Below are 23,532 nucleotides of genomic sequence, written 5' to 3' on the forward strand. Positions count from 1 at the left end.
ACCAGTCAGCCTGGCTCCTTGACCCCATTGCTGCTCGGAGTCTCTGCGAACCTATCTCACGACAGGGACGCACCCTTACAGGGGCTACGTTGTCAGGAGAGCTTCACACCCCACCGTTACCAGTGACGCATGTCTCCCTAGGCTACTGCTAGTCGCATAGCAGGTTCTCTATCGAGGCACCCTCGCGGGTGTATTCGACCGAACCATAACGCGCAGAGCTATCGCTCCGGGAACCTCACTTCATTACTTCAGTGCCTCCGTGCTGGCAGGCGCTTGACGACAGACGGGCTCTCGCGAGCGCATGGCCTGCGTCCCAAAGAACGTAGCGCCGACCCTATTGGGCCGGTTTAAATGCTATGTAGCGAACACGCAGCGAAACTGCTGCTGCATGTCCACCCGCACCCTCCGGGGAGCGTGCGTACTGCAAAGACACCTGCCCATAGGCAAGCGTCCCCGCCTTTGGGCAATGGCTGGAAATCCATCCAGCAAATAGCAAGCTGCGAGTTAGCCGATACGCTGGCCTTCCCACAACACATGGACTCGCTCCAACCTTGCGGCTGGGCTTGTCAAAGCAAGAAATGGCTGAGATGGGACGGTTCAGGCCGAGGCCTTCCCCTTGTCTCAGCAAAGGTCGATGCTCTATTGAGCGTGCTCTTAACGATGAGCTACCGGACACGAAAAGTGCGTGTCGCACCAAAAGCTATAAGATATCGGATTATGACAGACTTCGGCATGGATTCTTGCATTGCAGCGAGCCTTTTGGGCCCGCGCGCGCATGATCCTGCCACCAACCCGCCGCCCGCCCCTCCCGTGGCCGGTCCGGCCGCCCGTCCCACGCAGGGAGCGGCCTCCGGACACCCCCGGGCGGCATGAGGCCCCCTCCTTGAAACTCCACGCCGACCAACCCCAGAACCTGAATACCGTGACCGGCTACGGCCCCGGCTATGTCGAAATCAATGCGGTCCGACACGACCAGTCGGTGCTGGTCATGCCCGAGGGTGATGTCGCGCCCTGGCCGGTGGGCCGCTTCGAAGACCTCGAACCCGCCCACTTCGAGGCGCTGCTGGAAAAGAAGCCGGAAGTCGTGCTGCTGGGCACCGGCAACCGCCTGCGCTTTCCGCACCCGCGCCTGACGGCGGCGCTGGCCCGCCTGCATATCGGCGTCGACGCCATGGACCTGCAGGCTGCATGCCGCACCTACAATATCCTGATGGCCGAGGGCCGCAAGGTCGCGGCGGTCCTGCTGGTGGAGCCGGCTGCACAGGGCTGACGCGGACCACCCGGGGGAAGCACGCAGCTGGCGTGCCCCGCCATGCGCCACTTTTTTGCCGGGTTGCGCCTCCGCCACGCTTGAAGTCTGCCCGACTGCCCCAATCTGCACCCGCCATGGCGCAGGTCCGGGCGAACAAACCAACAATGGGCCGCTGCCGTCACCGATGATGCACTGCCATCCAGGAGAGCCACCAGCATGACCGTCAGTCTCAACAAGGCCGTTCCCGACTTCCAGGCCCCCGCTACCGGCGGGGATTTCCGTCTTGCCGACCACCGCGGCAAGACCACGGTGCTGTACTTCTACCCGAAGGACAACACGCCGGGCTGCACCACCGAGGCGATGAATTTCCGCGACCAGCATGACGCCTTCGAGGCCGCCGGCGTGACGGTCTTCGGCATTTCGCGCGACAGCCTGAAGTCGCACGAAAACTTCAAGGCCAAGCTGAAACTGCCCTTCGAGCTGATCTCCGACGCGGACGAAGCCATCTGCAACATCTTCGATGTCATCAAGATGAAAAAGATGTATGGCAAGGAAGTGCGCGGCATCGAGCGGAGCACCTTCATCCTCGACGCCAAGGGCGTGCTGCGCCACGAAATGCGCGGCATCAAGGTGCCGAACCATGTGGACGAGGTGCTGGAGATCGTCAAGGGGATGTGAACCGGAACATCCTCGGCGAGGCAACCCGCGCGTCGCACGGCCCGACGACAGTTGCGCAACCGCGACGAGAATCTGACCGATTGCAAAAGCGAAAACCTTCGGGTAGATTTGGCCTCAATGCGTTCCGATCACAGTTGCCACGCTGCAGTAACGTCCCGGCCCGACAGGCACAGTCCCAGGGCTGGTAGCGAACCTGCCGCGTCGCGGGACCACAGACAAGCCGCCACCCCTGTATTCCAGGCCTGGCGGCTTTTTTGTTTGCTGGTTGGTTTCCTTCCGGGACGCCTTGCGTCCCGCCACTCCGGTTTTCCCGATTTCCGTCGTTTCCCGGTTGTACGTCCGGCTGTAAGCCAGCTTTTTCGCCCCCGTTTGCTCCCCTGAAAGGAAAGCCAAGCATGCCGCTGCCTACCATGCCCGCCAAGCCTGCCCAACTGCTGGACCCGAGCGAATTCGCTCCGGTGACACTGCCCAAGGCCAAAGCCGCGCAGGGTAAGAAACCCGTGCCGGTGCTCGAGCGTGTGGCACTGCTCGAGACCGGCGACACCGAGGCGCCAGCCACCCGTGCACGCGCCGGCAGCACAACCCGGGCCAAGACCGCCGACGCCCCGGCGCCGGTCGCCACCCCGCCGGCATCGCCGTCCGTCAGCCTTGTCAAGCCCGCCGCCGGCCCCACCCGCCGCACGCGCAAGGCAGCCGGCCCGAGCAAGCTGTTCGTGCTCGACACCAACGTGCTGATGCACGACCCGAGCTCGCTGTTCCGCTTCGAGGAACACGACATCTATCTGCCGATGATGACGCTCGAGGAACTGGACAACCACAAGAAGGGCATGAGCGAAGTTGCGCGCAACGCGCGCACGGTCAGCCGCACGCTGGACCAGCTCGTGGGCGGCACCGACGGCGTGCTCGACGAAGGCCTGCCGCTGGCCACGCTCGGCAACCGCGACGCGGCCGGCAAGCTGTTCTTCCAGACCCGGCTGAACGACATCAAGCTGCCCGAAGGCCTGCCGCAGGGCAAGGCCGACAACCAGATCCTGGGTGTGGTCAGCGCGCTGCAGCAGCAGTATCCGGAGCGCCAGGTGGTGCTGGTGTCGAAAGACATCAACATGCGCATCAAGGCCCGCGCGCTGGGCCTGCCGGCCGAGGACTACTTCAACGACCAGGTCCTGGAAGACAAGGACCTGCTGTACTCGGGCGTGATGCAGCTGCCCAACGACTTCTGGGCCAAGCACGGCAAGGGCGTGGAAAGCTGGCAGGACCCGAAGTCGGGCACGATGTTCTATCGCCTGACCGGCCCGCTGGTGCCGTCGTTCCTGGTCAACCAGTTTGTCTATCTGGAGCCGATGGACGGCAGCCTGCCGCTGTACGCCCAGGTCAAGGAAATCAACGGCAAGACCGCCCTGCTGCAGACGCTCAGGGACTACACCCATAACAAGAACAACGTGTGGAGTGTGGTGGCGCGCAACCGCGAGCAGAACTTCGCGCTGAACCTGCTGATGAGCCCCGACGTCGACTTCGTGACGCTGCTGGGCCAGGCCGGTACAGGCAAGACGCTGCTGGCGCTGGCAGCCGGCCTGGAACAGGTGCTGGACCAGAAGCTCTACAACGAGATCATCGTCACGCGCGCCACCGTGCCCGTGGGCGAGGACATCGGCTTCCTGCCCGGCACCGAGGAAGAAAAGATGCAGCCGTGGATGGGCGCCTTCGACGACAACCTCGAAGTGCTGCAGAAGAGCGACGACAGCGCCGGCGAATGGGGCCGCGCGGCCACTCAGGAACTGATCCGCTCGCGCATCAAGGTCAAGAGCATGAACTTCATGCGGGGCCGTACCTTCGTCAACAAGTTCGTGATCATCGATGAAGCGCAGAACCTGACGCCGAAGCAGATGAAGACGCTGGTCACCCGGGCCGGCCCCGGCACCAAGATTATCTGCCTGGGCAATATCGCGCAGATCGATACGCCGTACCTGACCGAAGGCTCGTCCGGCCTGACCTATGTGGTAGACCGCTTCAAGGGCTGGAGCCACAGCGGCCATGTGACGCTGGCCCGCGGCGAGCGTTCGCGCCTGGCGGACCACGCGGCGGACGTGCTGTAACGCGGCAGTCACTGCAAAACCGGCAATTCCACGGGCGGCCTGTTCCATGGCTGCCCGTGGCCGCATCGCGTAGTGTGGTGCAACCCACAGCGTCGGCGTTTGACCGACAGCCAGCACCGCACGACCCGGCTATGATGGCCGGGTGTTCATGTCGATACGGAGGCGTCGATGAACAGGCAGCAATCTTTCAGCAGATACCTGTCCACCAGCAGGACCCTGTTTTCTCACAACGCGCGCGCCACCCGGCGCAAGCGCCTTGCCGTGGCTGCGCTGATTGGCGCGACGGTGATCGTGGCGGCCGCCCTGCAACCGGCCAAGGCCGCGGACGCCAGCGCGCCGGTAGCAAGCGCGCCGGCAGCAAGCGCCCCGGTAGGCAACGAAATGGTGATCCGCACCATGGGCCCGGTCAGCTATGTCTGCGGCGGCATTGCCGAGGACGAACGGGCCAGGCTGGCCGAACAGGAGAAGAACTTCAACATGGGCATCCTGTTCACCCGGGGTGCCAACGGCGAGTACCTGGCCGATGTTGACGTAAAACTGACACGTGATGGCCAGAGTGTGGCCGATTTCCGCGCGGGTGGCCCGCGCTGCCTCATACGTGCGCCAGAAGGCAGCTACAATATCGAGGCCAGTTACAAGGGTCAGCCAAAGTCCATCAAGATCAGTACCGGTACGCGCAACGCGCAGTTGCGCTGGTAGTCATACCTGGAATTTTCGCTGGCAGTCCCACCCTGTACGGTGGGGCGGACGCCTGACCCGGCAACCGAACGACAAGAAGGATGCCGCAGCGCCCGCTTCTATTGCCGCCCTCACCACGCCCGGCGCGTGTGTCGATGTCCCCGGCTCCGTCACCGCGGAGTTCGTCCCGGCTCGCCTTGACTGCACTGTGTGCCAGCGCCCTGCTGCTGGCCGCTTGCGCCGGTAGCCCGCCTGCCCGTCATACGTCTTCGCCGCCCCGTACCCCGGGCAAGCCCATGATCGACCCGAGCGCAGGCCTGGAAGAAATCTCGATCCAGGCGATGTCGTTGGTCGGCACGCCCTATCGCTACGGCGGCAACACGCCCGATTCCGGATTCGACTGCAGCGGCCTGGTCCGCTACGTGGTGCAGCGCGCCGCCAGCGTCAACCTGCCGCGCACCACCGAGCAGATGGGCCAGCGCGGCGTATCGCTCGACCGCAGCGACGTGGCATCGGGCGACCTGGTGTTCTTCAATACCACTGGCCGCGCCAACTCGCATGTCGGCATCTATGTCGGGCAGAACCGCTTCGTGCACGCGCCCGCCACCGGCGGCACGGTCCGGCTCGAAGACATGGGCAAGTCCTACTGGGCGTCGCGCTACAACGGCGCGCGGCGCGTCGTGGCGGCCAGCAATTTGCCGATGACGCCAGCCCCTGCTCCGTCGATCACGCCCGCCCCGACCTCGCCCATGCCACCGCCCGCCGCACCCCCGGCCTCACCGCCGGAAGACGACCCGATCGCGGCATTCGCGAATCAATAGTAAAAAAGCCAGGCGCAATGCCTGGCTCTTTGGTGTGCCGATACTTCCGGCAAGGCTTACAGAATCTGCTTGCCGATCCACCAGGCGATGGCCGACATGAACGCCGATGCCGGAATCGTCAGCACCCACGCCCATACGATATTGCCAGCCACGCCCCAACGCACGGCCGACATCTTCTGCGCCGAGCCAACGCCGACGATGGCGCCGGTGATGGTATGCGTCGTCGACACCGGCACGCCCAGCGCCGAAGCGATGAACAGCGTAATCGCGCCGCCGGTTTCCGCGCAGAAGCCACCCACCGGCTTCAGCTTGGTGATCTTCTGGCCCATGGTTCGCACGATCCGCCAGCCGCCGAACAGCGTGCCCATGCCGATGGCCACGTAGCAGCTCACGATGACCCACATCGGCGGCTCTGCGCCGCCCACGGCCACGTGGCCGCTGGCGATCAGCAGCATCCAGATAATGCCGATGGTCTTTTGCGCGTCATTGCCGCCGTGCCCCAGGCTGTAGAGCGACGCCGAAACCAGCTGCAGCCGGCGGAACCAGCGGTCCACGCGCGACGGCGGCGTCCGGAAGAACGTCCAGCCCACGATCACCATCATCAGCGAGCCCAGGATGAAGCCCAGCAACGGCGAGATCAGGATGAAGGCCACGGTCTTCAGCAGGCCATTGCCCACCAGCACGCCCGTGCCACCCTTGGCCACCGCAGCGCCCACCAGGCCGCCGATCAGCGCGTGCGACGACGACGACGGAATACCGTACAGCCAGGTAATCACGTTCCAGGCGATGGCGCCGACCAGCGCGCCGAATATCACATAGTGATCGACGATATGCACGTCGATGGTGCCCGTGCCCACCGTGGCCGCCACCTTCAGGTGGAAGATGAAGATCGCCACCACGTTGCACATGGCCGCCATGGCCACGGCATGGTGCGGCTTCAGCACGCCCGTGGAGACCACCGTGGCAATCGAATTGGCCGCGTCGTGAAAGCCGTTCATGAAGTCGAACAGCAACGCCAGCGCCACCAGCAAGCCGATGACCCACAAGCTCATTTGTACTGTTTGCATGCCAGTGCGAGCCTCAGGCGTTTTCCAGGACGATGCCTTCGATGATGTTCGCCACGTCCTCGCACTTGTCGGTGATGGACTCCAGCTGCTCGTAGATCGCCTTCAGCTTGATCAGACGCTTGACGTCGGTTTCGTCGCGGAACAGCTTCGACATGGCCGAGCGCATCACGCGGTCGGCTTCCGATTCGAGCTGGTCGATCTGCTGGGCCGTCTTCAGGATCGTGCTGGCGTTGCCCATGTCTTCGAGCAGGCCGACGGCGATCTTGACGGCTTCGCAGCACTGCACGCAGATCGTGGCCAGGCGGCGGGCCTCGTCGGTGAGGTGCGTAACGTCGTACAGCGAGATCGTCTCGGCCACGTCCTCCATCAGGTCCAGGATGTCGTCCATGGTCGTGATGAGCTTGTGGATCTCGTCACGGTCAAGCGGTGTGATGAAGGTCTTGTGCAGCAGGTCGATCGTGTCGTGCGTGATACGGTCTGCCTTCTTTTCGGTAGCCTGCACGCGGCGCGCATGGCCTTCGGCGTTGGGCAGGTCATTGACCAACGCTTCCAGCTCGTGCGCGGCGGTAACGGCGCAATCGGCGTGCTGGTTGAAGTATTCGAAGAACTTGCCCTCGGTGGGCATGAAACGGCCGAACATGAAATGTCCTTGTGGCGGGCCTCACGGCACGCTCGGTTGTGTTGCAAATGGGAGGCAGAGCAATCGCACGACAGCCGCCTCGTGGGCGGCTGTCATCAAAGCGCAATATTTTACAGGGTTGCACCGTCCAGCGGTGTAACCCCTGACAATCAGGTGTCGTTGTCGAAGAACGCCGGGCCGCCGCTGAAGTTGTCGAACTTCGTGAATTGCCCCAGGAACGTGAGCCTAACGGTGCCGATCGGGCCGTTACGCTGCTTGCCGATGATGATTTCGGAAGTACCCTTGTCCTGCGAATCCGGGTTGTAGACTTCGTCGCGATAAATGAACAGGATCACGTCGGCATCCTGCTCGATGGCGCCCGACTCACGCAGGTCGGACATCACGGGGCGCTTGTTGGGACGCTGCTCCAGGCTTCGGTTCAGCTGCGACAGCGCGATGACCGGGCAGTTCAGCTCCTTGGCCAACCCCTTCAACGACCGCGAAATTTCGGAAATTTCCGTGGCCCGGTTTTCTCCGCCACCCGACCCGGACATCAGCTGCAGGTAATCGATGATGATCAGACCCAGCTGGCCGCACTGGCGCGCCAGGCGGCGCGAGCGGGCCCGCAACTCCATCGGATTCAGCGCCGGCGTCTCGTCGATGAATAGTTGCGCGTCGTTCATGCGCTGGATCGAGTGCGTCAGGCGCGGCCAGTCCTCGTCCAGCAGGCGGCCGGTACGCAGACGGTGCTGGTCCAGGCGCCCCACCGAGCCCAGCATACGCATGGCCAGCTGCACACCGGCCATTTCCATCGAGAACACGGCCACGGGCAGGCCCTGCTCTACCGCCACATGCTCGCCAATATTCAGCGAAAACGCGGTTTTACCCATGGAAGGGCGACCGGCGACGATAATCAGGTCACCCGGCTGCATCCCGCTGGTCATGCGGTCCAGGTCGATGAAGCCGGTCGGCACACCGGTCACGTCCGTGGTGCTGTCGCGATGATAGAGCTCGTCGATCCGCTCCACCACCTGCGTCAGCAGCGGCTGGATCTCCTGAAAGCCTTTCTGGCCACGCGAACCTTCTTCCGCAATCGCAAAAACCTTGGATTCGGCCTCGTCGAGCAGTTCGCGCACCTCGCGCCCCTTGGGCGCGAAAGCCGCGGAAGCGATGTCGTCGGCAACCGTCACCAGCTTGCGCAGCACCGAGCGTTCCCGGACGATTTCGGCGTAGCGACGGATATTGGCCGCACTCGGCGTGTTCTGCGCCAGCGAATTCAGATAGGCCAGCCCGCCCACTTCCTCGGCCTTGCCGGCCACCTGAAGCATTTCGAAGACCGTGATCACGTCCGCCGGCTTGGTGGCGGAAATGAGGCGGGCGATGCTCTGGAAGATCACCCGGTGGTCAAAGCGATAGAAATCGGCTTCGGACAGGAAGTCGGCGATGCGGTCCCAGGCGGCGTTATCCAGCAGCAACCCGCCAAGCACCGATTGTTCGGCCTCGATCGAGTGCGGAGGAACCTTGAGGTTGTCTAGTTGGGGATCTGCGGCGGGCGCGTTCATGGGAGGGAATTATAACGGCGCCGGGCGCCACGCAAAAAACAAAAAAGGCAGGAGCGTGGCCCCTGCCTTTCTTGAGCATCCGACGCGCCGGTCCGGACCGGCACATCCTGGACGCGTACAGCTTAGACGTGCTCGCCCAGCACCGAAACAGTGATGTCGACCAGCACGTCGGTGTGCAGCGACACGCCAACGGCGTAGTCGCCAACCATCTTCAGCGGGCCGTTCGGCAGACGCACTTGCGACTTTTCGACCTTGAAACCTTGGCCTTCCAGGGCTTGAGCGATGTCGGCGTTGGTCACCGAACCGAACAGACGGCCGTCCACGCCCGACTTCTGCGTGATCTGGACGGTCAGACCGTTCAGCTTCTCGCCTTCGGCTTGCGAAGCAGCCAGCTTGGCGGCGGCGGCCTTTTCCAGCTCGGCGCGCTTCACTTCGAATTCGGCGATGGCGGTTTGCGTAGCACGGCGAGCGCGCTTGGTCGGGATCAGGAAGTTACGTGCGTAACCGTCCTTCACGCGAACGATGTCGCCCAGGTTGCCCAAGTTGATGACTTTTTCCAGCAGAATGACTTGCATCGTGTATTTCTCCTTGCGGTCCCGGGACTATCAGTTCTTGTGCAGGTCGGTGTACGGCATCAGCGCCAGGAAGCGGGCGCGCTTGATGGCCGTATCCAGCTGACGCTGATAGTGCGCCTTGGTACCGGTCAGACGGGCCGGCGTGATCTTGCCGTTGTCGCCGATGAAGTCCTTCAGCGTGTCCAGATCCTTGTAGTCGATCTGTTCGACGCCAGCCACGGTGAAGCGGCAGAAGCGCTTGCGCTTGAACAGCGGGTTCTGTTGCTGGAAGCGCTTCTTGTTCTTGTTGTCACGTTTGACGAATGCCATGATTCAATCCTTTTCGAATGCTTTACATCGAGTGATGTGAAAGACCAGTGTCTTGCTGTTGCGGTGCTTGCGGGCCAGAAAGCCTTCGCAGTCGAGCAGCGTGCCGAGCGGCATGCGCTCGAGCCGCTGGCCAATCGGGCCGATGCCCATGGCCACCACTGCGAATTCCACCTGCCGGGGCGTTTCCGCCTCCATCACCTCGCCGGCATGCTGCAGGATGCAGTTGACGACAGGGATGCCGGCTGGCGTATAGCGCAGCGTATCTCGCTCGGCGAGCGTGGCGGTCAGCCGAAGCTGGTTCACCGCGACACAGCAGTCCGCACTCAGGCGGCCTGGCCTTCCGTGGTCGTTTGCGCGGCCTTGCGGGCTTCTTCGCGCTGCACTTCCTTCATCATCGGCGACGGAGCGGTTTCAGCCTTCTTGGTCTGGACGATCAGGTGACGCAGCACGGCGTCATTGAACTTGAACGCGTGCTCGAGTTCAGCCAGCGTGTCCTTGCCGCATTCGATGTTCAGGCAAACGTAGTGAGCCTTGGCCAGCTTCTGGATCATGTAGGCCATCTGACGACGACCCCAGTCTTCCACGCGATGGATCTGGCCATTTTGCGACGTGACGAGCTGCTTGTAACGCTCGATCATCGCCGGCACTTGTTCGCTCTGGTCCGGATGGACGATAAATACGATTTCGTAATGACGCATTGACGCTCCTTTTGGGATGAGCCACCCGGGCGTCACGTCCGGTGCGGCAAGGTTGAATAGCCCGCGAGTATAGCCCGGAACCCCGGGAATCCGCAAGGAGCGCGGCGCAGACGGCTTAGCAGGCTGCAAAAAGCGACTGCAGACGCCCGGCGTCGAAGCCCAGCGCGGGCTCGGCTGCCAGCGCCACCAGCAGCAGCACGCGCGCCTTGTAAGGGTTGAGGTCTGCGGCCGACACGAACAGACCGGCCCGCGTCGCCGGCCGCGCCGGAATCGACACATGGCCGGCGCCAGTACGTGAACTGCGCACCACTGCGACGCCAGCCGCCGCCGCATCGGCCAGCGCCGCCATCAATGTTTCGTGGACCGAGCCATTGCCGGTGGCAGCGACCACCAGCCCCCTCACACCGGCCGACACCAGTGCATCGACGGCCACCCTGCCCGGCTGGGCATGGCTGACGACGATTTCCACCATTGGCCAGGCCGACGGCACCGGCAAATACGACGTCTCGCGCCTGGCCGGCGCACGCGTGAATCGAATATAGGCGTCCTGCACGTAGCCGATCGGACCGGCATTCGGCGAGACAAAGGCATCGACGGCGGACGTATGCGCCTTGGTCACGTCGCGCCCGGCGTGGATCTGCTGGTTCAGCACCACCAGCACACCCAGCCCGCGCGCGTCCGGACTGGCCGCGACGCGCACGGCATCAAGCAGGTTCAGCGGGCCGTCAGCCGACAGCGAGGTCGCCGGGCGCATCGCCGCGGTGATGACCACCGGCACGGGACACGGCTGCGTCAGGTGCAAGAACATCGCCGTTTCTTCAAGGGTATCGGTGCCGTGCGTGATCACGATGCCGGCCACGTCCGACTGGCCGGACCAGTACGCCACCCGTGCCGCCAGCTGCTGCCAGAGGCCGAACGTCATGTCCTTGCTATCGACCTGCGCCACCTGCTCGGTCTCCACGCGCGCCACATCGGCCAGCGCGGGCACGGCGTGCACCAACTGCGACACCGGCACGGTAGCCGCCTGGTACTGGGCGCTGCTGGCTGGGTCGCCGGACGATCCGGCAATGGTGCCGCCGGTGGCGAGCACGATGACACGAGGCAACGAGAACGAAGAAGCTGACATGAAAATAGGCTGGCTGAGGGGCTGCCCAGGCTGGCGCGGCCCGGGATCTGGCCGACGATTGTAACTGCCACCCCGCGCCGGCGCCCCCTTGGCAAACCCGCGAAGCCATCGGTGCCGCTGCCGCCCATGTAGAGCGCACTGCGCAAATTGTGCTTGCACTTCACACGATACTGTATAAAATCACAGCATACTGTTTAAACATACAGTGCTTCGGCACGAGAGACCGGCGAACCATGGCGACCCTGACACCCCGGCAGCAGCAGATTTTCGATCTGATCCGCGACACGATCCGCAATACGGGCTTCCCGCCCACCCGCGCAGAGATCGCCGCCGAGTTTGGTTTTTCCTCGCCCAATTCGGCTGAGGAACATCTGCGGGCGCTGGCACGCAAGGGCGTCATCGAACTGACGCCCGGCGCATCGCGTGGCATCCGACTCAAGGTGGCGCGCAGTGATTCGGAGCGTTCGGACCAGTTCACGCTGCCGATGGCAGGCGTGCTGCAGTTGACGCTGCCGCTGGTCGGTCGCGTCGCTGCGGGCAGCCCGATTCTTGCCGCAGAGCATATCGACCGTCAGTACCAGGTAGATGCGTCAGTCTTCGACGAGCGTCCGGACTACCTGCTGCGCGTACGCGGCCTGAGCATGCGCGACGCCGGCATTTTGGACGGCGACCTGCTGGCGGTGAAAAAGGCCAGCGAGGCAGCCAACGGCAAGATCGTCGTGGCCCGCCTTGGCGAGGACGTCACCGTCAAGCGCCTGAAGAAACGCGGCGACACGATCGAACTGATCGCAGAAAACCCGGATTTCCAGAACATCGTGCTCCATTCGGGCCGCGACGAGTTCTCTCTTGAAGGTATCGCTGTCGGCCTGATTCGATCGTCAGGCTTCTAGCGTGATCGGAGTCGCCTGACAGCGCCTCCGGCTCCCGAGACTTAGGCAGCACGGCCGTCTGCCCTGGTCACCCGCTTTGCTTTGCCCATGCCGCCCCGTCCTTGCTGGACGACGGGCGCGGACCACTGCTGTCGCAAATAACGAGGTGTTGCCATGCTGCAATCGAATCCCATCGCTTCCCGTCGCCCGGTCAAGCCGGTCCCGTTCCGGCAAATCAAAGGCGTCCGCGTCTACCAGGGCGCGCAACGTCGCACGATGGTCGGCAACATGGCAGCCATCTGCCGCATGCTGGAACTTGCCGAACCGAGCACGAAACTGCTCGACTGAATTCCGGCCGCCCACTCGAGGAAACGCACTAATAGCGCCTCACGACCTCGGGCGACCCGCTTTGTAAAAAGTGGAGTTGCGGCCTCACAACGTGTAATTAAGGCTTTATTTAAAACTGAGCAAAGCCTGATTAAACTCACTGGCGCGCAACTGCATCACTGCGCATTCGCGTCATGCGCAGAACCGGACCTTGTCGACCCCGCCAAAGTCCGGTTTTTTTTCGTCGATCGGCTCGCGTCGCCGTTCAGCCGGCGAACGGCGAGCCAAGGCCGCCGGCCTCCAGGTCCGCCTCAGCGTCGGCTTCCCCGGGATTAGCTGGAGAGGCGCTACGGTCAGCCCTCGATGTGCCACAAAATGACGTGATAAACAGCCGTGATCGTCGTGTGAAAAAATCCGCAGACGATGGCGTATGCGATCGCAACCATGATGCCGTGCTGCAACCTCGATACGTAGCGGATTTCGTCGCTGCTCCGAATATCGCGCCATAGCCGAGGCACAGCACTGGCCGTCATCACCCACATCGTGACGAGAATCGCAAGATATGCCGCCTCAAGGTCAGATGCAGCGTAGCTGACTACCTCCGGCGCGCCCGATGCAACCCGTAAAGCGGGGCCTGCCTCTTCCCGTCCGCCCCCACCCCCGCTGCCGCATCCCATCTGGAGGCTCAAGGCCCCGAGCGATGCACTGATAAGCGTGCGCAGCCTCATACCGCCTCCCCGATACCATTCAGATGCGACCTTGTGGTTGCGGCCGCTCTCTGAATGATAGGAACCGTTGGCGCCAGTTGCACTAGGCGGAAGGGATGATGGAAGGGATATACAGAAAGCAAAACAGCCGCTTGAGTAAGCGGCTGTTTCGTAAGGGAATTCTTTGGGGTGGCTGATGGGACTCGAACCCACGACGACAGGAATCACAATCCTGGACTCTACCAACTGAGCTACAGCCACCGTAGAGATTTTTCGTTGACCGTTGCGTCGATCAGCGAAGAACAAGACTATACAAGCATTCTCGGCAGATGGCTAGTATCCCGCACAAAAAAATTTCCGGTTCGCTGGTGAGGCTGCGGGACTTCATCGTGGGCCGACCCACTTTGCTTCCAGCAGCACCGCTTCCTTGATTGCAGCGATGGTCTCTGCCTCGCTCGGAAAGAGTCCAAGCAAGCGTTTCGACTTGCCGTTCAGGACGTCGCGCTGCAACGCCTTGCCCGCGTCGAGGGATGTGCCTGGATGCCAGCAGTAGCGCGCAGTCCATTTGCCGTCCTGCAGTTGCTCGGCTACCCAGATCACCCGGTAGTCCTCGAAGACTTCACCGAATGGTTCTTCCGCTTCCATTTCATTTCCTCAGGGCTCGCTTCCGCTTCGCTTGCTTCGACAATCCCCGTCGCACCGACGAACCGGCCAGCCCACCTGCTTTTCCCCCACTTGGAGCCGCCTTCTTCAAGAACCGACTCGCATCCCATGCCGACTGTCGCGGCATTTTTAAGGCGCATCGTAACATGACCTACGCACCGCTCGACAGGGCATGTCTTAACAATAACCACGGTTTCACGTATCGGCCTATGTTCCGAAAAGCGAAGGCCTTGCCCCACCACGGCAGGGTTTTGCCGCAAATAATGCTATTGGATACTCTTTCCCGAGGGACATTGACCCCCTCGACATTCCCGACAGGCGATCACTCCCGACGAGCATCGCCTGCTTTTTTTTCAGCGTCAGCTGTGGCCCCGCTTTATGCCTGATCCGTGCATACCGTGACCCGCGAAAAAAAAGAGCCCGCTCGCAAGCGGACTCTTAAATTAGCGATCTCAATGCCCTGAAGGCACATTCAATGTAGACCCCGAACGCACGGCGCACCATCCGGGCAAACCCACGGTAGCTGTGGCAACAAGGAGACGGGGCAGAAAAAAAGCCCGCACACGGCGGGCTCAAAAATCAGTTGAAGAAAGCCCCGTATTCGAGGGCAGGCACAGTGTAAGAACATGCCACAGTACTGGCGAATTAGGGGAATCCCTTTGCCCACGCGGGTTTCCGGTCACCTCAACCGCCGCAAACGCCCTTGGGGCATACATTCGCGCCATCTGCATAGCACGATCGTTCGAAATTAGAGCTTTTCCTCCAGCCCGGTTCGCATACGGCCGTCACGTGCGCAGGGCGCTCACGCCGCTTCCAGGAGGTCTGGACGCAAATGGGAGCGCGCTTCTTCGAACAGCGCATCTACGTCGGAACGGGTGCGGGCGGCGTTCATGCGCCGTGCATCCGACAGCACCCGGCGCCAGCCGCGTCCGCCATAGACCCCGCGATGGAGACCCAGCATATGCCGGGTGGCAGCGCCCATATAGCCGCCCCGCTCCACCAGTTCGCCAATATAGGCTTGCATGGCGAGTTCGGCGTCTTCGCGTGTGGGAACCGGCCCGTCGACGCCGTAGAAACGGCTGTCCATTTCGGCGAGGATATAGGGATCGTGATAAGCCTGACGGCCGATCATTACCCCATCCACGTGGCGCAAGTGCTCTTCCATTTCGCCATAAGAGCCAATGCCGCCGTTAATCAGGATTTCGAGTTGGGGAAATTCCTTCTTCAGCTGGTATGCGACTTCGTACCGCAGCGGCGGAATTTCTCGATTTTCTTTCGGGCTAAGGCCTTTCAGAATGGCATTACGGGCGTGGACAATAAATGTTTCGCAACCGGCCTCGGCAATAATGCCAACGAAGTCGCGAACAAAGTCATAGTGCTCGATCGTATCGATACCAATGCGATGCTTCACCGTCACCGGCACGGACACCACATCCCGCATCGCCTTGACGCAATCGGCCACCAGCCGAGGCTCCGCCATCAGGCAGGCACCGAACGCACCGCGCTGCACGCGCTCAGAGGGGCAGCCGCAGTTGAGGTTGATTTCCTTATAGCCCCATTGCTCGCCCAGCCTGGCTGCCTGCGCGAGATCGGCGGGTTCGCTGCCGCCCAGCTGCAGCGCCACGGGCTGCTCGGCCACATCGAAATCCAGGTGCCGCGCCACATCGCCATGCAATAGCGCGCCCGTCGTCACCATCTCGGTATAAAGCCACGTGTGCTGGCTCAGCGACCGGTGGAACGTGCGGCAGTGGCGATCAGTCCAGTCCATCATCGGAGCAACCGAGATGCGGCGCGGATTTGCAGTCATGGGTATGGCGTCGAGGGAGCGTCCGGGTTCGGTTTTCAGGTCCACGGACTGAGGAAGACCCGCAAGTATACGCGAGATGGCAGTCCTGAGCAGAGCCCCGGATCGTTCACATCGGATGGGCGGCGGCGCAGCCAGCAAAAACGGCGCCCGAAGGCGCCGTTTCTCATGTTGGGGGGCATGCGCTCAGTGCATGAACAGCCAGATCAGGATCAGAACGAAGGCCGGTACGCCGAGCAGCCAGGCGAGAATGTACGGCATGGTGTTTCCTCCTTATCTATGTGTATGAACATGGCTTCACTATAGAAAGGAGGGGTCGCTGCCGGTGTCGGGTCTCTCCCGCTTCGCCTTGTAGGACGGGGCTTACCGACGTTTGAATCGGCCTGATGCGGTCAGCAGCCGCCCGTCAGCGCGCGGCGGCGTTGCGGTCGATCCAGGCCGCGAAGGTCGTCAGGTATTTGCTCAGGAAGCCGCGGGTGGAGTCGTTGCTGATGCCGCCCTGCTCGTCGAACAGCTTGTCCACTCCGCTGATATAGGCTTCCGGCTGTTGCAGCACCGGAATATTCAGGAACACCAGCGACTGGCGCAGATGGTGGTTGGCGCCAAAGCCGCCGATATTGCCCGGTGACGCGCTGATCACGCCGCCCGGCTTGCCATCCCATGCACTTTGGCCATACGGCCGCGATCCCACGTCGATGGCGTTTTTCAGCACGCCCGGCACCGAGCGGTTGTATTCGGGGGTGACGAACAGCACCGCATCGGCCCGGCGAATACGATCGCGGAAGGCCACCCATTCCGACGGCGGATTGTCGTCGTCGTCCTGGTTGTAGTGGGACAACTGGCGGATCTCGACGATATCGAGTTTGAGCTGCGGGGGCGCAATCGCGGCCAGGGCCTTGGCCAGTTTCAGGTTCAGGGATTCCTTGCGCAGGCTTCCCACCAGTACGGCGACATCACGAGGATTGCTCATTACGGTTCCTTTCACTGTTCACACACGGTCGAAGAGAATCAAAGGCCAGCCCCCCGGAAGCAGGGCCAGTCCTGCCCACACTCTACTTGACTTGCAAGGCCGCTGCCGGCCACCGCGCGCACCGCCGCCCCGATGCGAATGGCGCGGCGGGCGGAGCGATTATTCCAGCGAAGCCAGTGGATGTTCCTCGCGCCGCCATTTGCTGTCGAAAAACGCGCGCACCCGGCCGGGTGTCACTTCGTCAAGGCGGGCCGGATTCCACTTCGGCTGGTGGTCCTTGTCGATGACCAGCGCGCGGATGCCCTCGATGCCATCGCCGTGACGGAACACGTCGTACATCATGTCGCGTTCCATGCGCAGTTCGTCTTCCAGCGTCATCGTGCGCGCCCGGCGAATCTGTTCCAGCGTGACGCAAAGCATCAGCGGCGACCGGCTGCGCAGCATGGCGGCGGTCTGGGCCGCCCAGTCGCCGGCCGTGTCGCTAACCGCGCTCAGAATCTCCTGAGCCGTCGCCCCGGCGAACAGCGCGTCGATCATGCCGGCATACTGCGCCAGCGGGCTGGTCTGCGGCGCGCACGCCGCCGCGTGCTGGCCCGTGAAGGTGGCGATGTGGGCCAGCACGGCGTCGCTGCTGTCAAACGCATGCGCCTGCAGCGATGCCGCCAGTTCGGCCATGACATTGGTCGGCAGATAGGCATCGGCCAGCTTCGCGTACAGCGCGTCGGCGGCGTGAATCACCGCGCCGGTCAAGCCCAGGTACTCGCCGATATGGCCCGGCGTGCGCGCCAGGAACCAGCCCCCGCCCACATCGGGGAACAGCCCGATATTCGTCTCGGGCATCGCCATCTTGGTACGGTCGGTGACGATGCGCAGCCGGGCGCCCTGCGAGATGCCCATGCCGCCGCCCATCACCACGCCGTCCATCAGGGCGATGTAGGGCTTGCTGTAGCGGTGGATCAGATGGTTGAGCGCGTACTCCTCGACAAAGAACTGGTCGAGCAGCGGATCGTTGGCGTGGTACGCCTGATGGAACCAGCGGATATCACCGCCGGCGCAGAACGCCTTGCCGCCCGCGCCGGCCACCACCACCGCATGCACGGCGGCATCGGCTTCCCACTGCTGCAACGCCTGCGTGATCGCGCGAATCATGTCGAGCGACAGCGCATTCAGGGCCTGCGGGCGGGTCAGCGTCAGATAGGCCACACCGCCCTGCACCGCCTTCGATACAAACTCCGTCATTTCCGTCTCCGTTCCAGTAGGCGGCAATTTTACGCCACCTGCCTTGCCCGGATTCGATGACGATGACGTTTCAGAATCGGCTCATCGTCTGCCGAACGTGTGTCGGCCCTGCCGATCACGCCAGCCGGAAGGCCGACATCAGCCCTGTCAGCCGCTGCGCCTGGTCTTCGAGCGAGCCGGCCGCGGCGGCGGCTTCCTCCACCAGCGCCGCGTTCTGCTGTGTCATGCCGTCCATGTGCGAGACGGCCACGTTCACCTGCTCGATGCCGCGCGACTGCTCGTCCGACGCCGCGCTGATGCCGCCGACGATATCGCTCACGCGGCGCACCGCATTGACGATGTCCTGCATGGCGCGCTCCGCATCGTCCACCAGCGACGTGCCTTCGCGCACATTCGACACCGAGGCGCCGATCAGCGTGCGGATTTCCTTCGACGCCGCCGCGCACCGCTGCGACAGATCGCGCACGTCGCCGGCCACCACCGCGAAGCCACGGCCGTGCTCGCCGGCCCGCGCGGCCTCCACGGCCGCATTGAGCGCCAGGATATTGGTCTGGAAGGCGATCTTTTCGATCACCTCGATGATGTCCACCACCTTGTTGGCGCCGGTGTCGATCTGCTGCATGGTGCTCTGCACCCGCGACACGGCCTGGCTGCCGGTCTCGGCCAGCCGGCGCGCATCCACCGCCAACGTGCTGGCCTCGCGGGCGCTATCTGCGTTGTGGCGCACGGTGCTGGTCAACTCCTCCATGCTCGAAGCGGTCTCCTGGAGCGAAGCGGCCTGTTGCTCGGTACGCTGCGACAGGTTCGCATTGCCGCTGGCAATCTGCTGGCTGGCCGCCGCAATCGAATCGGCGCCGCTGCGCACTTCGCCCACCATCTCGGCCAGGCGCCCCTGCATGCGTCCCAGCATGCCGAGCATGCGGCTGGTCTCGCTTCTAGCGTGCTCGTCGGCCATTGCATCGCCATCGCGCATCGCCGAAACACTAAGATCGCCGTCCGCCATGCGCGCGAAGCGGCCAATGGCGATATCCAGCGGATTGACGATCGATGCACGCAGCCGCCAGGCCACCACAGTGCTGAACGCCAGGCCAAGCACCAGGACGGCGATGGAAACGGTCAGGAGCCGGTCGTAGCGATGCTGGGAATTCTCGTAGACTGCCTTGGCGCTTTCCACCTGCAGGCGCCCAAGTTCCGTATTGACAGCCGTGAACTGGATATCGAGTTTCGGAATTGTCTCCATGACCGCCTTCATCATCGCGTCGCGGTTACCCGCGTTCAGGGCGGCGATCATCGGCGTCACGCCCTCCTGGAACAGCGCGCGGCGTTTCTCGGACACCTTCTCGGTAGCGCGCGTCTGCTCGTCGGTTCGCGGAATGGCCAGATACGACTGCCATGCGGCGTCGGACAGCCGCACGAAGTCCTGCGCCGTGGCGGCGCGGGCCTTGGCATCGGCCGCTTCGGTGGCAAAGGCCGCCTGGTCCAGCAGCACACGCACCAGCAACTGATTCGAGCGCGCCTCGGCCAGGTGGGTGGCCGCCGACAATTGCTGCTGGTAGATCTGGCGCGTGGCGTCGTTGCTACGCGACATGCCGAACCAACCAACAGCACCGACAATCAACAGCAACAAGTTTGTGACAATCGTCAGCAGCCACAAACGGGCTCCGATCGTAGTGTTGCGAAACATGGGGCAGTTCTCTCCGTGACGTGAAAATCGGCCACTCCTCCATGGCCGTCGCCCCTATGACGGCATTGCCGTGCGCCGACTTGATTGCCTTTCGGTGATAGTCAGTCCTTCATTTTCGTGATGGATGGCAATACGTTAAGCAGGCGCCACTTGACGGCCGTATGGAGGAAATCCTCAGTGCGAATCTGAGGGAAATATGCACACTTGCGCCATGACATCCCCCATGACATCTGGCGCCCCTGCCGCCCAGGGTTTCGACCCCGGCCTGATCCTGATGGCCTTTGCGCCAATCTTCGTACTGACGATTGCCTGGGAGGCCTGGTACTGGTCGAAGCGCGACCGCTCGATCTACAGTTGGCGCGACACGCTGTCGAACGCCACGCTGGCGCTAATGCACCAGGCATCGGACGCCTTCTTTCTCTGGCTGATGATCCGCACGGTCTACACATGGTGCTACGCGCACGGCCTGCGCGCCATGCCGGAGACGTGGTGGTCGTTTGCGCTGCTGTTGCTGCTGCAGGACTTTCTGTATTACTGGTTCCACCGCGCCAGCCATCGGGTGCGATGGATGTGGGCGTCGCACGTTGCCCATCACTCGTCGGAAGGCATGAATTTCTCGACGGCGTTCCGGCAAAGCCTGACCTATCCGATCTCGGGCATGTGGCTCTTCTGGATTCCGCTGGCTTTTATCGGATTTTCGCCAGACTGGGTCATCCTGGCTGTCGGCCTGAACCTGGCGTTTCAGTTCTGCGTCCATACACGGCTTAGGCGACGATGGCCGGTCATTGAGAAGATCGTCAATACGCCAAGCGTCCACCGCGTCCATCACGCAAGGAATCCGCAGTACATCGACCGCAACTACGCGGGCGTGCTGACGGTCTGGGATCGCATGTTCGGCACGTTCGTGCCCGAGCAGGAGGCGCCGCAATACGGCATCACGCGGCAGGTCCGTACTCACAACCCGCTGACGCTGACGTTCCACGAATGGCGCGACATGTTTGCCGATGTGTGGCGCGAGCGCGATCTGCGCTACCTCTGGAAGCCGCCGGAATGGCGGGGGCCGCAGGCTGTCCCGCAGGGTGTCGCTTCGCAGGTTGATCCCCTCTCCCCCAATCCCACGGGCCCATCTTCCGCAAGCGGCCGAGCCGAGCAAACCTAGGGAATTTGTCCGGCCCCAGCCATAAAAAAACCGCGCCACATGGGCGCGGTCTTCGTTTCCGACCGGCCAGCAGGCCGGATGCCGGAAATCAGTTCGCGTCGCGCGAAGCACGCTTGCGCTCGTGCTCCTTCAGGTGACGCTTGCGCAGACGGATGCTCTTCGGCGTGATTTCCACCAGTTCGTCGTCGGCGATGAATTCCACCGCGTATTCCAGCGACATCTGGATCGGCGGCACCAGGCGCACCGCTTCGTCGGTACCCGACGCGCGCACGTTGGTCAGCTGCTTGCCCTTGATCGGGTTCACGACCAGGTCGTTGTCGCGGCTGTGGATGCCGATGATCATGCCTTCGTACAGCGCATCGCCCGGCTTCACGAACATGCGGCCGCGATCCTGCAGCTTCCACAGTGCGTAGGCCACGGCGTCGCCGTCGTCCTGCGAGATCAGCACGCCGTTGTGGCGCTCGCCCAGGCCGCCTTCGCGCACCGGTGCGTAGTCGTCGAAGATGTGGCTGATCAGGCCCGTACCGCGGGTCAGCGTCAGGAATTCACCCTGGAAGCCGATCAGGCCACGCGCCGGAATACGGTATTCCAGGCGGGTACGGCCCTTGCCGTCCGACGCCATGTCGAGCAGCTCGCCCTTGCGGCGGCCCAGCTCTTCCATGACCGAACCCTGGTGGCCGTCTTCGACGTCCACGGTCAGCAGTTCGTACGGCTCGTGCTTGACGCCGCCGATGTCCTTGAACACCACGCGCGGACGCGACACGGCCAGCTCGTAGCCTTCGCGGCGCATGTTTTCCAGCAGGATGGTCAGGTGCAGTTCGCCACGGCCCGACACTTCGAAGATGGTGTCGTCGCCGGTGTCGGCCACGCGCAGCGCCACGTTCGACTTCAGTTCGCGGTCCAGACGCTCGCGCAGCTGGCGGCTCGTCACGAACTTGCCTTCACGGCCGGCCAGCGGCGACGTGTTGACGCAGAAGTTCATCGTCAGCGTCGGCTCGTCCACCTTCAGCATCGGCAGCGCGTCCTGGGCTTCCGGGGCGCACACGGTGCAGCCGATGCCCAGTTCCTCGATACCGTTGATCAGCACGATGTCGCCGGCTTCCGCCTCGGCCACGATTTCGCGCTCCAGGCCGCTGAACTTCAGCACCTGGTTGATGCGGCCCTTGATCGGGTTGCCTTCCGGACCGAACTTCACCACCACGTCCTGCAGCGGCTTGGCGCGGCCACGCGAGATACGGCCAACGCCGATCTTGCCGACGTAGCTCGAATAGTCCAGCGAGATGATCTGCATCTGCAGCGGGCCGTTCGGGTCGTCGTTACGCACCGGCACCTTGTCCAGCACGGTCTCGAACAGCGGCTTCATGTCCCCGTCGCGCACGTCTTCGGTCAGGCCGGCGTAGCCGTTCAGGCCCGAGGCGTAGATCACCGAGAAATCGAGCTGGTCGTCGTTGGCGCCCAGCTTGTCGAACAGGTCGAAGGTCTGGTTGATCACCCAGTCCGGACGGGCGCCCGGACGGTCGATCTTGTTGATCACGACGATCGGCTTGAGGCCCAGGGCCAGTGCCTTGCGCGTCACGAAACGCGTCTGCGGCATCGGGCCTTCCACGGCGTCCACCAGCAGCAGCACGCCGTCGACCATCGACAGGACGCGCTCCACTTCACCGCCGAAGTCGGCGTGGCCCGGGGTATCGACAATGTTGATGTGCGTGCCGTTGTACTCGACGGCACAGTTCTTCGCGAGGATGGTAATCCCGCGTTCCTTTTCCAGGTCGTTCGAGTCCATCACCCGTTCGGCGATTTGCTGGTTGTCGCGGAAGGTGCCTGCCTGGCGCAGGAGTTGGTCGACCAGGGTGGTCTTGCCATGATCGACGTGAGCGATGATGGCGATATTACGGATGGCGCGGGTCATTCGGCGTCCCCTGAAGGCGGAGCTATCGGAAAAAATTAACCCGACATTCTAGCATGTTGCAGCGCAGAACACTCTATCGCTGTTCAGCATAGATCAAGACGCGTCATTGCGTTTTCCGCAATAACGAATTTCGGTGCTTGAACATCACTTGCTACATGCTTATATTTGCCCAGGCAAAGATTGCAGCGACAAGAGATGACGTACCCGACACCCCTTTCCCCGCCCGAAGACCTGTTCGACCCGGCCGACTATGAAATCGGCAAGAGCGTCGGCTACCTGCTGTCGCGCGCCAAGAACACGTTGTCGCAGGGCGTGGAGCAGGAGGTCAGCAGCCTGGACATGACCCAGGCCCAGGCCAGCTGCCTGATGATGCTGGCCAAGGGCGAGGCCACCACGGTGACCGACCTGGCCCGCAACCTGAACACCGATGCCGGATCGGTCACGCGCCTGCTGAGCCGCATGGAAAAGCGCGGGCTGATCGCGCGCACGCGCCGCGACGACGACCGCCGTGTGGTGGACCTGTCGATCACCCCGGCCGGCCACGCCATGGTCGAGAAGCTGCCGGCCGTGTTCTGCAATGTCATGCGCCGGCACTTCGAGGGCTTCAGCCATGACGAGGTCGAGGCGCTGCGCGGCATGCTGCTGCGGATCATCGCCAACAACCGCGGCCCGGACCCCGCGGGCTGTCCATTCGAGCGCAACACAGGATAGGCGGACCACCCA

At 63.0% G+C, this 23,532-nt stretch carries 24 protein-coding genes and 1 tRNA gene; 9 read left to right on the forward strand and 16 right to left on the reverse strand.

The genetic code is table 11. The annotated features are described in order from the left end of the window. Window positions 1–883 precede the first annotated feature (883 nt). The 5 genes from BLQ58_RS00170 to BLQ58_RS00190 all read left to right on the forward strand — a co-directional run bounded on the left by BLQ58_RS00170 (window position 884) and on the right by BLQ58_RS00190 (window position 5,522). Window positions 884–1,270 carry an Mth938-like domain-containing protein gene (locus BLQ58_RS00170; RefSeq protein WP_029051482.1) on the forward strand — a complete coding sequence of 129 codons (387 nt, stop codon included), beginning with the start codon at window positions 884–886 and terminating at the stop codon, window positions 1,268–1,270. 198 nt (window positions 1,271–1,468) lie between these two features. Next, window positions 1,469–1,930, forward strand: coding sequence for a peroxiredoxin (locus BLQ58_RS00175; protein ID WP_029051483.1), 462 nt, complete (start codon window positions 1,469–1,471; stop codon window positions 1,928–1,930). Between the two features lie 395 nt (window positions 1,931–2,325). Further along, on the forward strand, window positions 2,326–4,023 hold the full coding sequence (locus tag BLQ58_RS00180; protein ID WP_029051484.1) for a PhoH family protein: 1,698 nt from the start codon (window positions 2,326–2,328) through the stop codon (window positions 4,021–4,023). 168 nt (window positions 4,024–4,191) lie between these two features. Beyond that, window positions 4,192–4,722: a hypothetical protein gene (locus BLQ58_RS00185; RefSeq protein ID WP_029051485.1), complete on the forward strand. Its 531-nt coding sequence runs from the start codon at window positions 4,192–4,194 to the stop codon at window positions 4,720–4,722. 134 nt (window positions 4,723–4,856) lie between these two features. After that, a complete protein-coding gene (locus BLQ58_RS00190; protein WP_029051486.1) occupies window positions 4,857–5,522 on the forward strand; it encodes a C40 family peptidase in 666 nt (221 codons plus the stop codon). A 56-nt stretch (window positions 5,523–5,578) separates the two neighbouring features. Here BLQ58_RS00190 and BLQ58_RS00195 read toward each other — a convergent pair whose 3' ends face one another. From BLQ58_RS00195 to BLQ58_RS00230, 8 genes are all read right to left on the reverse strand, one after another. Further along, complete coding sequence (locus BLQ58_RS00195) at window positions 5,579–6,589, reverse strand: inorganic phosphate transporter (protein WP_092594047.1); 1,011 nt, start codon at window positions 6,587–6,589, stop codon at window positions 5,579–5,581. Window positions 6,590–6,602: 13 nt separating this feature from the next. Then, window positions 6,603–7,229, reverse strand: a complete 627-nt coding sequence (locus tag BLQ58_RS00200; protein WP_029051063.1) for a DUF47 domain-containing protein — start codon at window positions 7,227–7,229, stop codon at window positions 6,603–6,605. Between the two features lie 149 nt (window positions 7,230–7,378). Next, on the reverse strand, window positions 7,379–8,770 hold the full coding sequence (locus BLQ58_RS00205; RefSeq protein WP_029051062.1) for a replicative DNA helicase: 1,392 nt from the start codon (window positions 8,768–8,770) through the stop codon (window positions 7,379–7,381). Between the two features lie 122 nt (window positions 8,771–8,892). After that, entirely contained in the window at window positions 8,893–9,345 is a 453-nt protein-coding gene (gene rplI, locus BLQ58_RS00210; protein WP_029051061.1) for a 50S ribosomal protein L9, read from the reverse strand. A gap of 30 nt (window positions 9,346–9,375) precedes the next feature. Further along, complete coding sequence (gene rpsR, locus BLQ58_RS00215; RefSeq protein ID WP_006163606.1) at window positions 9,376–9,654, reverse strand: 30S ribosomal protein S18; 279 nt, start codon at window positions 9,652–9,654, stop codon at window positions 9,376–9,378. Window positions 9,655–9,657: 3 nt separating this feature from the next. Next, complete coding sequence (gene priB / locus BLQ58_RS00220) at window positions 9,658–9,957, reverse strand: primosomal replication protein N (RefSeq protein WP_029051060.1); 300 nt, start codon at window positions 9,955–9,957, stop codon at window positions 9,658–9,660. A 20-nt stretch (window positions 9,958–9,977) separates the two neighbouring features. Next, a complete protein-coding gene (gene rpsF / locus BLQ58_RS00225) occupies window positions 9,978–10,352 on the reverse strand; it encodes a 30S ribosomal protein S6 (RefSeq protein WP_029051059.1) in 375 nt (124 codons plus the stop codon). A gap of 115 nt (window positions 10,353–10,467) precedes the next feature. Continuing rightward, complete coding sequence (locus tag BLQ58_RS00230) at window positions 10,468–11,478, reverse strand: asparaginase (RefSeq protein WP_049815875.1); 1,011 nt, start codon at window positions 11,476–11,478, stop codon at window positions 10,468–10,470. Window positions 11,479–11,711: 233 nt separating this feature from the next. Between BLQ58_RS00230 and lexA the strand changes: the two genes are divergently transcribed. Then, the gene (gene lexA / locus BLQ58_RS00235; RefSeq protein ID WP_029051057.1) at window positions 11,712–12,368 is read left to right on the forward strand and encodes a transcriptional repressor LexA; all 657 of its coding nucleotides are present in this window, start codon (window positions 11,712–11,714) and stop codon (window positions 12,366–12,368) included. A 153-nt stretch (window positions 12,369–12,521) separates the two neighbouring features. Beyond that, window positions 12,522–12,695, forward strand: a complete 174-nt coding sequence (locus BLQ58_RS29020) for a hypothetical protein (protein ID WP_175459810.1) — start codon at window positions 12,522–12,524, stop codon at window positions 12,693–12,695. A gap of 332 nt (window positions 12,696–13,027) precedes the next feature. Here the strand turns inward: BLQ58_RS29020 and BLQ58_RS00240 are convergent, their stop codons facing one another. The 7 genes from BLQ58_RS00240 to BLQ58_RS00270 all read right to left on the reverse strand — a co-directional run bounded on the left by BLQ58_RS00240 (window position 13,028) and on the right by BLQ58_RS00270 (window position 19,741). Next, complete coding sequence (locus BLQ58_RS00240) at window positions 13,028–13,402, reverse strand: hypothetical protein (RefSeq protein ID WP_029051056.1); 375 nt, start codon at window positions 13,400–13,402, stop codon at window positions 13,028–13,030. A gap of 164 nt (window positions 13,403–13,566) precedes the next feature. Further along, window positions 13,567–13,642: transfer RNA gene (locus tag BLQ58_RS00245), tRNA-His, on the reverse strand. Between the two features lie 123 nt (window positions 13,643–13,765). Next, window positions 13,766–14,026, reverse strand: coding sequence for a hypothetical protein (locus BLQ58_RS00250; RefSeq protein WP_029051055.1), 261 nt, complete (start codon window positions 14,024–14,026; stop codon window positions 13,766–13,768). Between the two features lie 820 nt (window positions 14,027–14,846). Continuing rightward, a complete protein-coding gene (gene dusA / locus BLQ58_RS00255; RefSeq protein ID WP_092594048.1) occupies window positions 14,847–15,851 on the reverse strand; it encodes a tRNA dihydrouridine(20/20a) synthase DusA in 1,005 nt (334 codons plus the stop codon). Window positions 15,852–16,254: 403 nt separating this feature from the next. Then, window positions 16,255–16,818 (reverse strand): NADPH-dependent FMN reductase, encoded by a 564-nt coding sequence (locus BLQ58_RS00260; protein ID WP_029051053.1) that lies wholly within the window; start codon window positions 16,816–16,818, stop codon window positions 16,255–16,257. Window positions 16,819–16,977: 159 nt separating this feature from the next. Further along, the gene (locus BLQ58_RS00265; RefSeq protein ID WP_029051052.1) at window positions 16,978–18,057 is read right to left on the reverse strand and encodes an enoyl-CoA hydratase/isomerase family protein; all 1,080 of its coding nucleotides are present in this window, start codon (window positions 18,055–18,057) and stop codon (window positions 16,978–16,980) included. Between the two features lie 115 nt (window positions 18,058–18,172). Continuing rightward, complete coding sequence (locus BLQ58_RS00270) at window positions 18,173–19,741, reverse strand: methyl-accepting chemotaxis protein (protein WP_029051051.1); 1,569 nt, start codon at window positions 19,739–19,741, stop codon at window positions 18,173–18,175. 223 nt (window positions 19,742–19,964) lie between these two features. Between BLQ58_RS00270 and BLQ58_RS00275 the strand changes: the two genes are divergently transcribed. Beyond that, on the forward strand, window positions 19,965–20,900 hold the full coding sequence (locus tag BLQ58_RS00275) for a sterol desaturase family protein (RefSeq protein WP_049815874.1): 936 nt from the start codon (window positions 19,965–19,967) through the stop codon (window positions 20,898–20,900). Between the two features lie 88 nt (window positions 20,901–20,988). Here the strand turns inward: BLQ58_RS00275 and typA are convergent, their stop codons facing one another. Continuing rightward, window positions 20,989–22,809, reverse strand: a complete 1,821-nt coding sequence (gene typA / locus BLQ58_RS00280) for a translational GTPase TypA (protein WP_029051050.1) — start codon at window positions 22,807–22,809, stop codon at window positions 20,989–20,991. A gap of 195 nt (window positions 22,810–23,004) precedes the next feature. On the opposite strand from typA, the gene BLQ58_RS00285 reads away from it, so the two are divergent. Then, on the forward strand, window positions 23,005–23,520 hold the full coding sequence (locus tag BLQ58_RS00285) for a MarR family winged helix-turn-helix transcriptional regulator (protein WP_049815873.1): 516 nt from the start codon (window positions 23,005–23,007) through the stop codon (window positions 23,518–23,520). Window positions 23,521–23,532 lie beyond the last annotated feature (12 nt).

The sequence above is a fragment of the Ralstonia sp. 25mfcol4.1 genome (assembly GCF_900104095.1).
Classification (GTDB): domain Bacteria; phylum Pseudomonadota; class Gammaproteobacteria; order Burkholderiales; family Burkholderiaceae; genus Cupriavidus.